We start from the raw sequence: 14,883 nt of genomic DNA, 5'->3' as shown, positions 1-14,883 counted from the left end.
TGACTCCTGATGGCGCTCACGTGGCTGCCGTCGATCAGCAGGCTATCCCGCATCGAGTATCAGATATCTGATATAGTGTTGATAACTGATACAGGAAGGTGTTGTCCATGAAGGCCATGCAGATCGTCAGCTTCGACGGCCCCTCCGGGCTGCGGTACCAGGACGCCCCCGCCCCTGAGCCCGGACCGGGCGAGATCGCCGTGGATGTGGACCATGCCGGCGTCGGCTACGTCGAGGCGCTCTTCGCCGAGGGGTTCGTGCCCATCGACCTGCCCTGGACTCCTGGGCTGGAGGTGACCGGTCGCGTCCGCGCGCTCGGAGAAGGAGTGGACGGCTACCGGGTTGGGGATGCCGTCGTCGCCCTGACCATCACCGGGGGTGGCGGCTACGGTCAGGTCGCTGTAGCTCCCGCGGAGCTCGTCACGCCGCTGCCCGCGGGACTCGATCCGGTCCTGGCCGCTGCGGTCCCGGCCAACACGACGACGGCGCTCGTCGCCCTGGAGGAGATCGCCCACCTGCGCCGAGGTGAGAGCGTACTGGTTCATGCCGCCGCCGGTGGCCTCGGCTCGCAGATGGGCCAGGTGGCCCGGCTGCTCGGGGCGAGTCGCCTCGTCGGCGTCACCCGCGGCGAGGCCAAGCGCCAGGAGATCCTGGACCTGGGCTACGACGAGGCTTGGCTGACCGAGGATCTCGCGGAGGCCGAACCCGCCCAGTTCGACGTCGTCGCCGACCCGGTGGCCGGCCCGGCCAGGCTGCGCAGCCTCGACCTGCTGCGCACCGGCGGACGGCTCCTCGCGCTGGGGGATGCCTCCCAGGCGGAGGACCAGCAGGTGAGTACCACGTCGCTGTGGCTGCGGGGCATCGGCGTCATCGGCTTCAACCTCGGAGCCTTCAGTCAGGCGAACCCGGCGCTCGTCGGACGCCACCTGAGGCGTGCGGTGGAGCTCGTGGCCTCCGGAGAGCTCCGCGTCCACGTCACCGACCGCCTCCCGATCCAGGACGCGGCGCAGGCCGTCACCGCCGTGCGCGCGGGAACCACCACCGGCAAGATCGTCCTGACCCACTCGCAGGACTGACGACCCGCCCAGGTCCGCAAGAATCGTCGGTGAGCTCTGGGCGCCATATGGGCATCATGGAGCGCATGAGAGAAACGATTGACTCCTTCGACGTCGTTGGCCTGCCTCTTCGAACATCGAACCGCGAGGCGGCCCGAACCATTCCTCCTCACTGGCGGGCCGCTGCCGACGTTGGGCTCCTCGCACCCGAGAAGCCCGGCGTCGGCCCCGGCATCTATGCGGTCTATACCGACTACGAGACTCCCGGCGACGATGTCGACGGCGTTTACACTCTCGTCATCGGCAGGCGTATCGAGGCCGGAGGTCCGGTTCCCCCTGGCCAGATGACTGTGACGATCCCGAACTCCACTCGCGACATCCTCACGCTGGCTGATGCTCGGCCGGAGAGTGTCTATGACGCGTGGGTGGATGTCTGGGCCCGCGAGGACCTGGCCCGTGACTATCGCGCTGACTATGAGTACTACGCTCCCGACGGCTCGATTCACCTGTCCATCGGGATCCTTTCGGACGCATGAGGGCTGAGCAGTACCAACGCCAGCTCGACGTTGTCACCGACTACATCTACGCCCATCTCGACGAGGAGCTCAGCCTGGAGGTCCTCGCTCACGTCTCCGGGTTCTCTCGCTATCACTGGCACCGGATCTACCGAGCGGTGCGCGGGGAGACGGCCGCTCAGGCCGTACGCCGTCTCCGCCTGGAGCGGGCGGCCGCCATGCTCACCGAGACCTCATGGTCGATAGAGCGGATCGCTTGGAAAGCCGGATTCACCGGTACCGAGATCTTCAGCCGAGCTTTTCTCCGCTCTTATGGGACGACTCCCGGCCGATTTCGCACCGGCGGCCGCCCGGCGTCGACCGACTCACCGGCGACGAGCAGCGGTTCGGGCTCGACGTCGTCGGCGAGAGAGGCGCCGGGATGGCCGGTACGCGTGGAGGAACGGGCCGGCTATCGACTTGCCGTATCCGAGCACTGCGGTTCCTATCTGGATATCGGCCGGGCATTCAGTCGGGTCAAAGACCGTATGGGGGCCGGGAACTCGATGGTCGCCATCTATGAGGACGATCCCGACGCTGTTCCCCCGGCTGATCTGCGCTCAGCGGCTGGAGCCGTCGTCGATCCTGGCACGAAGATCCCCCACGATCTCGTCGAAAGGAGAGTGCCAGCCGGCCGGTACGCGATCATGCGCTACATCGGCCCGTACTCTTCGATGCACGATGCCTACCGGTGGCTCTACGGTCGGTGGCTGCCGAGCTCGGGTGAGGAGCCGCGAGACCATCCGATCGTCGAGGAGTACCTCACCGATCCGGCCTCCACCTCGCCTGTCGACGCTGTCACCGATATCCTCCTGCCGCTCCTGTGAGAAGTCCGGTTTAAGGATTTATGCAGATGGGCCGCAGACACTGGGTGCCTGCGGCCCATCGGGTACGCCCCGGCAGTCCGTTCAGCTCACGATTCCCGGGCGCGACGGCGTTTGTGCGCCTGGATCGCCATGACCAGCGCCGTGATCCCCAGCACTGCCCCTCCGGCGATGAGATAGGTGGTTGCGGCGCTTCCACCGGTGAGGGGGATGGCGGGAACCGCTGATTTGCGGTTGGGGATGTTGCCCAGCGCCACGACCTGGTCCGGAGTGGAGATGGTGATGGTGCGGGGCGTGGCGTCGAGGACGTAACCGGTCGGCGCTTTGGTCTCAATGAGCTGGTAGGAGCCGTAACCCAGCTCTGCCAGCTTGAAGGCCCCTGGGGTCGCATCAGTGTCCAGACTGCCCTGGGCGCAGGTGCCCACGCAGTCGGCGATGGTGCGGGCCTGGTTCGGCAGGGGTCGGCCGTTGGAGTCGAGAGGGGTCAGCGACCACTGGGCTCCCTTGATGGCGTTGCCCCGCTCATCGGTCTTGGTCCAGGTGACCGAACCCTTGATCCGGGTGTTGATGACCTGGCCCAGGTCGAGGGTGGGAGTGGCGTCGTCATTGCCTGCGGCGGGCGCCGATCCGTCCAGGGTCTTGGTCAGCGTCTCTGCGGAGATGTGGTAGCCGGCGGGTGCCTGGGTCTCGGTGATGGAGTACTCGCCCCAGGTGAGTCCCACGACCTTGAAGTATCCGGCCCGGGGATCCTGATCGACTGAACCCTTAGGGCAAGCGGTCTTGCCGTTGTCGGTGGCGCAGTCGCTCACCTCCACCTGGCCGTTATTCAGAGAGCTCGAGGCCAAGGTAAAGACCGTACCGGCCAGAGCGTTGCCGGCGTCGTCGACCTTGCTCCAGACGACCTGGCCGGGTAAGGCCGTGTTGACTATCGTGCATCTCATCCACTCGCCGGTGGCGAGATCCAGGGTCTTCGAGGCGGCGTCGAGGGTTGACGCCGGAGTCTTGATGTCCGAGTTCGGGTGCGGTGCGCAGGTGACGGTGGCCTTGTATCCGGCGGACTTGGCCGACGAGGAAGACTCGGACAGGACCGTCTTGCCCTGGGGCATGTAGGAGGCGCTGAAGCCGCCGGCTCCGGAGACCTCTGCGCCGGTCTTAGGGGAGGCGGTCAGCGTCCAGTCGTTGGCGGACAGGCCCAGGGATCCGGCTGCGGTGTTGTCCACCTCCTTGACCATGGTGAGGTTGGGGAGCTGGACCTGAACCTGCTGGTCCTCGACCTCTCCGTTGAGCGCGATGCCGGTGGGCTGAGGATCCTCGGCCGCCTGGCCGTTGGCCAGTGGGCCGGTGATGCGCAGGCGCATGAAGGTTGCTGCGCCCTCTCCGTTGAGAGTGCTTCGCTTGGCGTCCTGGGGGACGGTCCAGGTCAGAGTGGCCTTGCCGGCTTTGGAGCAGGAGGTTACCTCGGAGCGCTCACCGGCGGAGAAGGAGCCGTCCCGATTCCAGTCCACCCAGCCGGCGACCTTGGTGCCGGTACCTGAGCAGCTGATCTGCTGGCTCCACTGCTTGCCGATGTCGGTCCAGATGACGCGGTCCCAGTCAGTGGGAAGGGCGTCCTCGTCATCCACGCCGGTGGTGTCGTCTGCGCTGGCGTCGGCGCTGTAGACGATTCTCTCATCGTTATCAGTCAACTTGCCCAAACGCACCACAGCGGGACCGGCCGTAGCAAGGTGCTGCTGCCTAGCGGCCTGTGAAAGGTTGAACCAACTCCCGCTCTCGGCCTCCACCGGTCGGGACTGAGAAGAGATGTCGAGTGCGTCGTAGCCGGAAAGCTTTCCACCGGTCCAACTGGGCTGGAAAACGCTGCCCGCAGTGCCGTAGCTCTCCGGTGCATCACCATAGTCGATGTAGGAGACGACACCGAGGGCAACGGCACTCTTACCACCACCATGCACCTCGACGAAACCGCTCTGCATATTACTGATCAACATCACCGACGATGGACCGTAACCTCTATTAACTTGAGCGCTGCACTCGCCTCCGTCCGGGCGTAGTTTAATACCGTTACGGTTGCCTACAGGAGTTGACATCGTAATGAGCCCGCCCCAGGAATTGGTATTGCACCCTGATTCCGATTGAGCGGTTTCCAGTAGACGGTAGGAGACGTCACGGTTGGTGTCGTAAGGGGTGGGAGAGACGCCGATGTATTCTTTCTGACCGCCGGTTCCCTGCCAGTTGGAGCTCTCGGCGTCGGCAAAAACCATTCCCTCCATGGGAAGTTCCACCTTATTGGGAAGGGCATCGAGCTGATTCTTAGCGGGCTTGGTGGAAGAGGTGACAAGGTAGGCTTTACAGTCCACCTGGAATTGGTGAGTGGCGGAGTCTTGAAGATTGGCGATACCAATCAACATATTCGAACGGAAGTTGTTGCCGGTCGCAACTCCGTTGCTGTAGTTCGACCCGTCATTGTAAAGACGCGCCAGCCCGTCACCCCGCCAGTTTCCCGTATTGTATTCGACCTCGATTCCTTTGTGTGTGGTCAGCTTAGGTTCATTTTTTCCCACATTTGTGGTGATGACGTTGGAGATCGTGCATCGGCTCGTACGCCATATGTCACTAGACACCTGGGTCGGGGTGGACCAGGCGACGCCCGTTGCCCCATCGGGCAGAATTCGTGTCCAGTTCTCCGTTCTTGTGCCGGTCATCTCAGTCCAGTCGATCCAGTCGATGACGGGGGTGAAGCGGCCCGATCCTCCTGCTGGATTGCCGTTGACTGCCTCGGCCGGCGGGGTTGGCAGCGTGACGGTACCCAGTGCCGCCCAGGCTAGAGCCAGCGCACAAGCAGCAGCACCCGCCCGACGGTGTTTGCGGGAACGATTCAGCGACCGGCGTGGCGACATTGACTCCGTGGTGGCTGAATGGGTGAAGACGTGGCGAAGCATGGAGTAATACCTCGAACTAGGGGCATGGGCCTCGTCACGTTAACACTGAGTAGGTGGGAAAAATGCTACACAGGCGGCCTTGCAATGCAACAGTAATCTGATTGTGGATAAATCTCGAACACATATTCTCTGAACCGGTGGAAAAGTAATTCCATGGTGCCTCGGCCGTCTGTCGGGGTGTCGGCCCGCCTGAGAACCTGTGTGCATGGCCCGGACCGCCTACGATGGGTGTGGGTAGGCTGCACTGACTGAAAGGTGACCCCTCATGTCTTCTCACCCGTGGGAGATCTACGATGCGCTTCTCGACGGACTGCCCGGTGATGTCGTCGTGCGTGCGGCGGGCCGGGGACCGCGCTGGAGCCGCGTCCTCAATTCCGCCGGCGGCCTCGGCTCGGCCTGGACCATGGACGTCCAGAGCCGTCCGGCCCTCGTGGAGGGGCCTTTGGAGAGCCGCCCGCTGCGCGACGTCGCGGCCCTGGTGAAGTCCTGGAACCTCGCCGAAGCCAGCATCGGCCAGGCTGCCATCAACTCCTGGTACTCCCGCGAGGAAACGGCCGCCGCCAACGGGTTCGAGCCCACCGGTGAGGGGATCACCTGGCGCCAGGTCTTCGACCCCTATCGCGAGATGATCGTCGGCAAGAAGGTCGCAGTCATCGGCCACTTCCCCTTCGCCGAAGCCGCCCTGGCCACCGCGGGCGAGTACATCTGCCTCGAGCGCAACCTTCAGCCCGGCGACTGGCCGGACAGCGCCTGCGAGTACGTCTTGCCCGAGTGCGACGTCGTCTTCATCTCCTCATCGAGCTTCGTCAATAAGACCGCGCCCAGGCTCATCGAGCTCTCCCGCCACGCGCACACGGTCCTTGTTGGTCCCTCAACGCCGCTCAACCCCGTGCTCTTCGACGCGGGCGTCGACACCATCACCGGCTTCGTCTCCGCGCGCTCCCTGGCGGATCCGGCAGCCCTGGCCGAACTGGTCCCCGCAGGAGACATCGGTCCCGGTTTCCGCGTCCACCGCCACCGCTCCTGATGGCCGGAGCGGCCCAGGCATGCTCCAAGCAGCGTCGATCACACCTGAATCTGATCCGGATGGGACCCGGTGCGCAGTCCCTGGTCCAGAGCGTTCAGCGCCGCCATCTGCGTATCGTCGAGCGTGATACTGAAGACGTCGGCGTTGGCCGCCAGGCGCTCACGATGAGTTGATTTTGGAATAACCACCAGTGAGTTCTGCAGGTGCCATCGGATGATCACCTGGGCCGGACTCGCCCCGAGCGCCTCGGCGATCTCCATGACCGTCGGCTCTGCCAGCAGCCTGCCCCGCCCCAACGGAGACCAAGACTGCGTAACGATGCCCATCTGCGCGTGCATTGAGCGCAGCTCGGACTGAGTCAGCCAGGGATGCAACTCGATCTGGTTGACCGCCGGAACCACGTCCGTGGCCTCTACGATCCGGCGCAGGTGCTCGGGCTGGAAGTTGGATACGCCGATGGCGCGCACCCGTCCGCTGTGGAGGATCTCAATCATGGTGCGCCAGGTGTCGACCAGGTCGATCCCGGCCGATGCCGCCAGCGGCCAGTGGACGAGGAACAGATCGAGGACGTCCAGGCCCAAAGCCTCCATGGTGGCGTCGAAACTGCGCAGCGCATCATCGCGCCGATGGTTGGGGTTGTTGAGCTTGGAGGTGATGAACAAGTCCCGGCGCGGCAGGCCGCAGACAGCGATCGCCCGCCCCACCCCGGACTCGTTGCCGTACATCTGGGCCGTGTCGACGTGCCGGTAACCCACCTCCAGGGCGTCGCAGACGACCCGTTCGGCTTCGTCGTCGGGAACCTTGTAGGTGCCGACCCCCAGCTGAGGAATGAGCACCTCCTCCCCGTTGGTTCCACGGGTCAGAGCGAGAGCAGGAACGGACAGAGCACACATGCTCCCAGGCTACCTACGGTTCGGGGCAGTGGGGCGGGAACGCCGTGCGGGATAACGGCGACGGCGCCACGCGGTGGGAATCCGCGTGGCGCCGTCATCGACGGATTTGGGTGGCCATCAGGCCGGGGCATCCTCGGGGCTGATGCCGTAGCCGGCCTCCTCCTCGGTGGAGTCGGCCCAGTACTCCTCGGCCCACGGGTCCTCAACCGGCTGGCTACGACGCCATACGACGTAGGCGCCGGCGGCGGCCGCACCGGCGACGGCGAGCCAACCCAGGGTCTTGAGCACGCGGTGCTTCTTCTGCTTCTTCACGGGAACCTCCAATGCGGCGGACTTTGCGGCAACAGCCACGCGCTGGGCGCGCTCTGACAGGGTACCGTCCGTACCCGCGGCGGCCTGGGCAGCCACGGCGGCGCGCTGCGCGCGAGGAATGTAGTCCTCGACAACCCGCTGGCGAGCCTCCTGCACCACCGGCTCCAGACGCTCCTGTGCGTCCTTGGCGGCGCGGGCGACCTCCTCAGCGGCCCTGCTCACGTGCGGGGCAGCCCACAGAGCCGCCCGCTCAGCCTGATCGACGACGGACTCGGCGAAGGATGCTGCCTCCTTGCGCAGATGAGTGGTGTCGAGCTTCTTGTCGCAGCATGTCTTCGTCAGGCAGGACATGGTTGCCTCCCAGGTCGGATACGGATACAGACGGTCGTTGTGCAACGTGCACTAATGGTCGCACCGTTGGGCTATCGGGCGCACAGGACGTCCAGGCGTTTTGCCTGGGGTGAACAGCGACGCGCACTGCTCAGGGTTCATGCCGATGGGCGTGGGAGCGTGCCACCATGGCCTCTATGGAAGCGACTCTTCACACCAACCTCGGCGATATCCGCCTGGAGCTCTACCCCGAGCAGGCGCCCGAGACCGTCTCCAACTTCGTCGGACTTGCGACCGGCCAGAAGGCATGGACGGATCCTCGCACCGGCGAGGAGTCTCACGCACCCTTGTACGACAACGTCATCTTCCACCGCGTCATCCCCGGTTTCATGATCCAGGGCGGCGACCCGCTGGGCACCGGTACCGGCGGCCCCGGTTATGTCTTCGACGATGAGATCGACGCCTCCCTGACCTTCGCAGCCCCCTACGTCCTGGCCATGGCCAATGCCGGCCGCCGTCTGGGCAAGGGCACCAACGGCTCGCAGTTCTTCATCACCACCGCTCCCACCGAGTGGCTCCAGGGCAAGCACACGATCTTCGGCGCCGTCACCGACGAGGCCTCCCGCGCCGTCGTCGACGCGATCTCCGCCGTTGAGACCGACCCGCGCGACCGCCCGGTGCAGGATGTCATCATCACCTCGGTGGACATTACTGAGTAGCCACTGGGTAACTGAGCCGTTGTGAGCAGAGCGTTGGTCAGCAGCCCGCCGGCGACTGACCCGCCACCGAGCTGTTACTGAACCACCAGAATCGGGTGTGATTCGCCCCTGTGACGCCGTCGGGACCCGTGTCCCGGCGGCGTCGTCGTACCCAGTCTCAACCTGTCACCGCACGCCGACCCTCGAACATTCACACAGGAGTACTCGATGACCTCAACGAACCCGTCCACTGAGCAGGCGCCACCGGTGTGCCCCCGGCACCCGGATACGGTGGCCTACGTGCGCTGTCAGCGCTGCGAGCGGCCCACCTGCCCCGCCTGTCAGGTTCCCAGCACTGTAGGAGTGCACTGCGTGGACTGCGCTCGCCGGTCACAGGCCGGTCGGCGTCAGGCGCGCACACTGCTGGGCGGGACCGTGGTGTCCGACGCCGTCGTCACCAAGGTGCTCATCGGCCTGTGCGTCGCCGCCTACGTCGTTCAGGTGCTCGCCCCGGCCCTGGACGCTCGACTGGCCTTCGTGCCGGTAGTGGCCGCCGGTGAGCCCTGGCGGTTCCTGACGACCGCCTTCCTCCACGCGAACTACATGCACCTCGGCTTCAACATGTGGGCCCTATGGGTGCTGGGCGGTTCCCTCGAGCCGGTGCTCGGGCGCTGGCGCTTCACCGCCGTCTACCTGCTCAGCGCCCTGGGCGGTTCGACGGCGATCTACTGGCTCTCCTGGCCGGGCACCGACGCCTGGGGCACGATGACAGTGGGTGCCTCCGGAGCGGTCTTCGGCCTGTTCTCCACTATGTTCGTGGTGCAGCGGCGCTTCGGGCGGGACACCTCGGGAATTGTGGCGCTCCTGGCGATCAACGCCGTTATCTCCTTCCTGGGGGCCAACATCTCCTGGCAGGGGCACCTCGGCGGGCTCATCGTGGGAGGAATCGTTGCGGCGGTCTACGCGTGGGCCCCCCGCGGCAGGCGGCAAACCGTGGGGATCGTCGGAACCGTGGCGGTCGCGGTGGTGCTCGTGGGGCTCAACATCGCACGCGCACTCATCGTCTGAGGTACCTCGCAACACGGTCGAGCATGAATGACACCGGTGGAAGCACACTGCTGTAGTTCATCCACACCTGGGGATACGGATGTGGAAACACATGCGTGTAGTTATCCACAGGTGTGTCCACACTTGGGGAAAGTCGGGGTGGGATGTGGGGAGGTCTCTGTCCACGGATCCACAGGATGCCTGTGGACTGTATGGCGTGCGTGCGTGAAAGGGACCTGCGCCGATGTGACGACTCGCCCGACCGTCATCGCCCCAATGGGCATGGCAAGGCCCCCGAGCGCTAGCGCTCGGGGGCCTTGATGCCTTGTACCTTGTCCGCCGAAGGTGCAGAACTCCTGGGAGCCGCTACTTCCAGCGCAGCAGGCCGAGGAATCCCGACATCATGATGAGGAAGCCGATGTAGAGGTTGCCGTTGAACAACCAGTCGGTGGCGTGGTGCTTGGCGAAGTACGGCAGCGGATACAGGCCGTTGAACAGGTAGGTGGTGACTACCCACAGCAGCCCGATGACCATGAGCGTCACCATGGTGGGCGCGTACCAGCGCGGCGAGGCGGTGTCCTTGATCTTGGCGGGTGTGCGCGAGACCCGGTTCGCCGCGGCGCGCGACTCCTCCTCGAGGGCCTTGGCCGCCTTGGCCGGGTTGCCTGAGCGCTCAGGGCGCTTCTTCGACGTCGATGACGAGTCCTTCTTCGAATCCTTGTCCGCCTTGTCCTTCTTCTTGGACGCAGCGGTGCTCTTCGCGGAACTCTTCTCGGACTTCGCAGCGTTCTTCTCGGTGCTCTTGTCGGAGTTCTTCTTCGAGACCTTCTCCGAGCTCTTGTCGGCGTCGTCCTTTGTGGACTTCTTCTCCAAGGCCACCCTGGGTCTCCTCACTGGTTGGGGACGGTGGTTCGAGACCACCCCAATACATCCGGGCCTAGCCTAGGACATGAGGAGAAGCTTCCTCACGGTGTGCTCTGTGATACGTCCACCACTCCGAGCTGGTCACGGGCGGGGTGTGTCGCCTTAGACTGGCCGTCAACCCGATGAAGTTTCAAGTCGTGAGGAGGGGTGATGGCTGGAGGGGGTCTTGTGCAGCATCGCGCGCCTGGCCAGAGCCGTGCTGTACGAATCTTCAATGGCACCTTGACCGCGATCGGCGAGCTGCTCATCACGGCGGGCCTCGTGGTCGCGCTCTTCCTGTGCTGGCAGCTGTGGTGGACCAGCATCGACGCCAACGCCAGTGCGCAGGCGGTTGCTACCCAGTTCCACGAGAAGCAGGTCGAGTCCCCCAAGGTCGAGGGCACTAAGCACACCGAGGATCCTCCGGTGATGGAGAAGGTCGGCTACGGCGAGACCATCGGAATGCTCGTCGTCCCCAAGTGGTATGGCGTGACGAACAACAACATGCCCGTCCTCGAGGGAACGGGCTCCGACGTCCTGGATCAGGCCGCCGCGGGCCACTATCCCGAAACCCAGCAGCTCGGGGAGCTCGGCAACTTCGCCATCGCCGGGCACCGTCGCACCTACGGCAACTCCTTCCGTCGCATCGACCTGCTCCAGGAGGGCGACGAGATCGTCGTCTCCACTGCGAACACCTGGTACGTGTTCACGGTGACCAATCATGAGATCGTCCAGCCCGAGCAGGTGGAGGTCATTGCTCCGGTGCCCAATCAGCCCGATGTCCAGCCCACCGAGCGGTACATCACGCTGACCACGTGCCACGGCTCGACCGCCGGCGAGTTCGGCAACGACCAGCGCTGGATCGTCCACGCGAAGTTCTCCTACTGGATGAACCGTTCCGAGGGCCGCCCCGCCTCTGTGCTCAACGATCCGGGAGTCAACTGATGTACGGCTTCATCTGGCGTCACCTGCCCGGGCCGGCTTGGCTCAAGGCCATCGAGGCCCTCATCCTCATCGCCGGGATCGTCTATCTGCTCATGCAGTACGTCTTCCCCTGGGCCAATGAGACCTGGCACCTCTCCGGCAACGCAGACGTCGGCTGACCCCCGTCGATCGATCACGGTCAATCACGATCGACTCGACCGGCCACTGAATCCACCAAGTCGGATGCGAGAACGGGGCCTTGCGCCCCTGCCGGGTCTTCTACCGCGCCATGAGTCGGCTGATGAGCTTGCGCAGCTCATCGACCCATAGGACCAGGGAGGCCATGACGATGACGATCGCCCAGTGGACCGGGTCCAGCGACGTCGTCGAGAAGGCCGCCTGAAGGAAGGGCACTTCCACCACGGCGACCTGGAGTACCAGGGTCAGGCCGATCGCACCCCACAGCCACTTATTGACGAAGAGGTGGCTGAAGGCGCTGACCGTCTCCGAGCGGGAGTTGACCGTGTTGAACAGTTGCGCCAGGACCAGGGTGGAGAAGGCCGCTGTGCGCGCGGTGTCGAGGCCGTCTGTGGACAGGGAGGTCACGATGAGGCCGCCGGGCAGGAAGATGTCCAGCGTGGCCAGGGTCGAGGCGGCCATGACGGTGCCGACCAGCAGGACGCCGCTCCACATGGCCCCGTCGACCACCCGGTCGGTGGGCTTGCGCGGCGGGCGGGCCATGACGTCCTCCACCGAGGGGTCCACACCCATGGCCAGGGCCGGTCCGGAGTCGGTGACCAGGTTGATCCACAGGATCTGGGTGGCCAGCAGCGGCAGGACGACGCCGGAGTCGCTGTGCCCGCTCAGGCCGATGACTCCGGAGAGCACCACGCCGCCGAAGACGGTGAGGACCTCGCCCATGTTGGAGGACAGCAGGAAGCGCAGGAACTTCTTGATGTTGTCGAAGATGCGCCGGCCCTCGCGCACGGCGTCGACGATGGTGGCGAAATTGTCGTCCGCCAGGACCATCGTGGCGGCCTCCTTGGTCACCTGGGTTCCGGTGATACCCATGGCCACTCCGATGTCCGCGGCGCGCAGGGCCGGGGCGTCGTTGACGCCGTCGCCGGTCATGGAGACCGTGTGGCCCTGAGACTTCAGGGCGTGGACGATCCGCATCTTGTGCTCGGGGGCGACGCGGGCGTACACGCTGGTGGCGGCTACGGCCTCGGACAGGGCGTCGTCATCCATCCCCTCCAGCTCGCGGCCGGTCAGAACCGGGGCGCCGCGCTCGACGATGCCCAGGTCCGCTGCGATGCGCCCAGCGGTGGCCGGGTGGTCGCCGGTGATCATGAGGACGCGCACGCCCGCCCGGTGCGCTTCGGCAACGGCCACGGCCGCCTCGGGGCGCGGCGGGTCGATGATGCCGACGACGCCGGCCAGCACCAGGTTCCGCTCCAGGTCGGACAGGTCCGCCTCGCCGTCGCCGGCGGCGGCCTCGCGCACGCGGGCGGCCTCCTCATCGGTGAGGATCCGGTAGCCGACCCCCAGGGTGCGCAGTGCTCGGCCCGACATGTCCGCGATGTGTTCGACGAACTGGGCCCGGGCCTCCTCGGTCAGCTCGGTGGCGGCGTCGCCCAGGCGCATCTGCGTGCAGTGCTCCATGAGGACATCGGGGGCGCCCTTGGACATGATGATCGTGCCGTGCTCGGTATCGGTGAGCAGCACCGACATCATCTTGCGCTCAGAGGTGAAGGGGACCTCGCCGACGCGCTCGAAGCGGCCTTCGCGCTGCCCGTCTGTGCCGAGCTTCTTCTCCGCGACCAGGAAGGCACCCTCGGTGGGGTCGCCGACGACGCTCCACACGTCCTCGGTGACATTCAGTTCGGCGTCGGAGGCCAGTGTCCCGCCGGAGAGGACCACGGTGACCTCATCGCGCAAGGGCCCTTCGAGGGGATCGGCGTCGGGGCGACCGTCGCGGTCGGCGTCGGGGGCGACCTCGCCGTCGGGCGCGTACCCGATACCCGTAACCACACAGGTGCCCGAGGCGGTGACGACCTCCTGGATCGTCATCTCTGAGCGGGTGAGCGTGCCGGTCTTGTCCGAGCAGATGACCGAGGCGGAGCCGAGGGTCTCCACGCTGGTGAGTTTCTTGACCACTGCCTTGTGAATGGCCATGCGCTGCACGCCCAGGGCCAGGACCACCGACAGGATCGCGGGCAGCCCCTCAGGCACGGCGGCCACGGCCAGCGAGACCCCCAGCAGGAGGGCGTGGACTATCGTGTCCGGCGCGCGGTCCTCTGCCAGGAGCAGCAGGGTTCCCACAACGACGACGGCGATGATGACCACGACGATTCCCAGCATCTTGGAGATCGAGTGGATCTCCTTCTGCAGGGGCGTGTCCTCCTCCTCGACGGAGTCGAGCATCTGTGCGATCGCACCCATCTCGGTGTCTGCCCCGGTGGCGACGACGACGGCGCGCCCCGTCCCCTGGGCCACGGAGGTGCCCCGGTAGACCATGCAGGTGCGGTCGGCCAGATCGGTATCGGCGCCGACCGCCTCGGGGGTCTTGACGACGGCGTCGGCCTCACCGGTCAGGGAGGACTCCACCACGCGCAGGGCGGCGGCCGAGATCAGGCGGGCATCCGCACCGACCTGGTCGCCCTCGCCCAGGACGAGGACGTCGCCCACCACGAGCTCGGAGGAGGGGACGACCAGCCGAGAGCCGTCGCGCAGCACCGTGGAGGTCGCCTCGGTCATGGCGGACAGGGCGGCGACGGCGTCAGCGGCCTTGTTCTCCTGGACGAACCCGAGGACGGCGTTGAGGGTGACGACAGCGACGATGACGATGGAGTCCACCGGCACGCCCTCGGCGCCCTCCAGGACCCAGGCGATGGTGGAGACGACGATGGCGGCCAGCAGGAGGTAGACGAGCGGGTCGTTGAACTGGCTCAGGAAGCGTAGCCAGGCGGGTGCCGGCGGCTTGGAGGGCAGCTCGTTGGGGCCGTCGGTGGCCAGGTGGTCGGCCGCGGTCTGCGGGCTCAGGCCGCGGGAGGTGTCGGTACCGAGGTCGGCGGCGACGGCGTCGGCCGGGCGGGAGTAGGAGGACTTGGGTGTTGCGGCGGGAGGGGTGGCGCCGGCCGACTCGGCCGGTGTGTCCATGGCGGGTGCTGTGGGCATGGGCGCTATCCCATCAGCGGCGGTGGTCCCTCACAAGTCTTCGGGAGCGTTTTTTGGGCGAATCGTATGGGTAGTAGTTCCCCGGTGCGGCGGTTGGGCGATATCAGTGCGACCGTTGGCGGGCGGCAGCGTCGGGCAGCTTCTCCAGTACTCGTCTCCCGTCTCTCCACGGGCAGATAACCCGTGTACGGGGACGGAACACG

The 14,883-nt window shown here is 65.8% G+C and carries 13 protein-coding genes; 8 read left to right on the top strand and 5 right to left on the bottom strand.

Annotated elements, in window-relative coordinates:
- Positions 1 to 107 precede the first annotated feature (107 nt).
- From FK256_RS09970 to FK256_RS09960, 3 genes are all read left to right on the top strand, one after another.
- Positions 108 to 1,076, top strand: a complete 969-nt coding sequence (locus FK256_RS09970) for a quinone oxidoreductase family protein (protein WP_021605184.1) — start codon at positions 108 to 110, stop codon at positions 1,074 to 1,076.
- 65 nt (positions 1,077 to 1,141) lie between these two features.
- The gene (locus tag FK256_RS09965) at positions 1,142 to 1,591 is read left to right on the top strand and encodes a GyrI-like domain-containing protein (RefSeq protein ID WP_039892761.1); all 450 of its coding nucleotides are present in this window, start codon (positions 1,142 to 1,144) and stop codon (positions 1,589 to 1,591) included.
- On the top strand, positions 1,588 to 2,436 hold the full coding sequence (locus FK256_RS09960) for an AraC family transcriptional regulator (RefSeq protein WP_021605182.1): 849 nt from the start codon (positions 1,588 to 1,590) through the stop codon (positions 2,434 to 2,436). The genes FK256_RS09965 and FK256_RS09960 overlap by 4 nt, the downstream gene beginning before the upstream one ends.
- Positions 2,437 to 2,522: 86 nt before the next feature.
- On the opposite strand, the gene FK256_RS09955 is transcribed toward FK256_RS09960, so the two are convergent.
- Positions 2,523 to 5,369, bottom strand: a complete 2,847-nt coding sequence (locus tag FK256_RS09955; RefSeq protein WP_039892759.1) for a CshA/CshB family fibrillar adhesin-related protein — start codon at positions 5,367 to 5,369, stop codon at positions 2,523 to 2,525.
- Positions 5,370 to 5,634: 265 nt separating this feature from the next.
- Here FK256_RS09955 and FK256_RS09950 point away from each other — a divergent pair, with 265 nt between their 5' ends.
- Positions 5,635 to 6,396, top strand: a complete 762-nt coding sequence (locus tag FK256_RS09950; protein ID WP_021605180.1) for a Rossmann-like domain-containing protein — start codon at positions 5,635 to 5,637, stop codon at positions 6,394 to 6,396.
- Positions 6,397 to 6,434: 38 nt separating this feature from the next.
- On the opposite strand, the gene FK256_RS09945 is transcribed toward FK256_RS09950, so the two are convergent.
- Positions 6,435 to 7,289, bottom strand: a complete 855-nt coding sequence (locus FK256_RS09945; RefSeq protein ID WP_021605179.1) for an aldo/keto reductase — start codon at positions 7,287 to 7,289, stop codon at positions 6,435 to 6,437.
- 117 nt (positions 7,290 to 7,406) lie between these two features.
- Positions 7,407 to 7,952, bottom strand: coding sequence for a hypothetical protein (locus tag FK256_RS09940; protein WP_009232734.1), 546 nt, complete (start codon positions 7,950 to 7,952; stop codon positions 7,407 to 7,409).
- Positions 7,953 to 8,128: 176 nt separating this feature from the next.
- On the opposite strand from FK256_RS09940, the gene FK256_RS09935 reads away from it, so the two are divergent.
- Both FK256_RS09935 and FK256_RS09930 read left to right on the top strand, forming a co-directional pair.
- Positions 8,129 to 8,650 (top strand): peptidylprolyl isomerase, encoded by a 522-nt coding sequence (locus FK256_RS09935; RefSeq protein ID WP_034473845.1) that lies wholly within the window; start codon positions 8,129 to 8,131, stop codon positions 8,648 to 8,650.
- A gap of 207 nt (positions 8,651 to 8,857) precedes the next feature.
- Positions 8,858 to 9,697, top strand: a complete 840-nt coding sequence (locus FK256_RS09930; protein ID WP_141424659.1) for a rhomboid family intramembrane serine protease — start codon at positions 8,858 to 8,860, stop codon at positions 9,695 to 9,697.
- 345 nt (positions 9,698 to 10,042) lie between these two features.
- Here the strand turns inward: FK256_RS09930 and FK256_RS09925 are convergent, their stop codons facing one another.
- Positions 10,043 to 10,555 (bottom strand): cell division protein CrgA, encoded by a 513-nt coding sequence (locus FK256_RS09925; RefSeq protein ID WP_141424658.1) that lies wholly within the window; start codon positions 10,553 to 10,555, stop codon positions 10,043 to 10,045.
- Between the two features lie 195 nt (positions 10,556 to 10,750).
- On the opposite strand from FK256_RS09925, the gene FK256_RS09920 reads away from it, so the two are divergent.
- Both FK256_RS09920 and FK256_RS14300 read left to right on the top strand, forming a co-directional pair.
- Positions 10,751 to 11,524, top strand: a complete 774-nt coding sequence (locus FK256_RS09920; RefSeq protein WP_009232738.1) for a class E sortase — start codon at positions 10,751 to 10,753, stop codon at positions 11,522 to 11,524.
- A complete protein-coding gene (locus FK256_RS14300) occupies positions 11,524 to 11,682 on the top strand; it encodes a hypothetical protein (RefSeq protein WP_009232739.1) in 159 nt (52 codons plus the stop codon). Before FK256_RS09920 ends, FK256_RS14300 begins: the two co-directional genes overlap by 1 nt.
- A 100-nt stretch (positions 11,683 to 11,782) precedes the next feature.
- Here FK256_RS14300 and FK256_RS09915 read toward each other — a convergent pair whose 3' ends face one another.
- Positions 11,783 to 14,680 (bottom strand): cation-translocating P-type ATPase, encoded by a 2,898-nt coding sequence (locus FK256_RS09915; protein WP_244936335.1) that lies wholly within the window; start codon positions 14,678 to 14,680, stop codon positions 11,783 to 11,785.
- Positions 14,681 to 14,883: the final 203 nt, after the last annotated feature.

It is taken from the genome of Actinomyces johnsonii, assembly GCF_006546835.1.
Classification (GTDB): domain Bacteria; phylum Actinomycetota; class Actinomycetes; order Actinomycetales; family Actinomycetaceae; genus Actinomyces; species Actinomyces johnsonii.
This window is presented reverse-complemented; position numbering and strand designations above follow the sequence as displayed.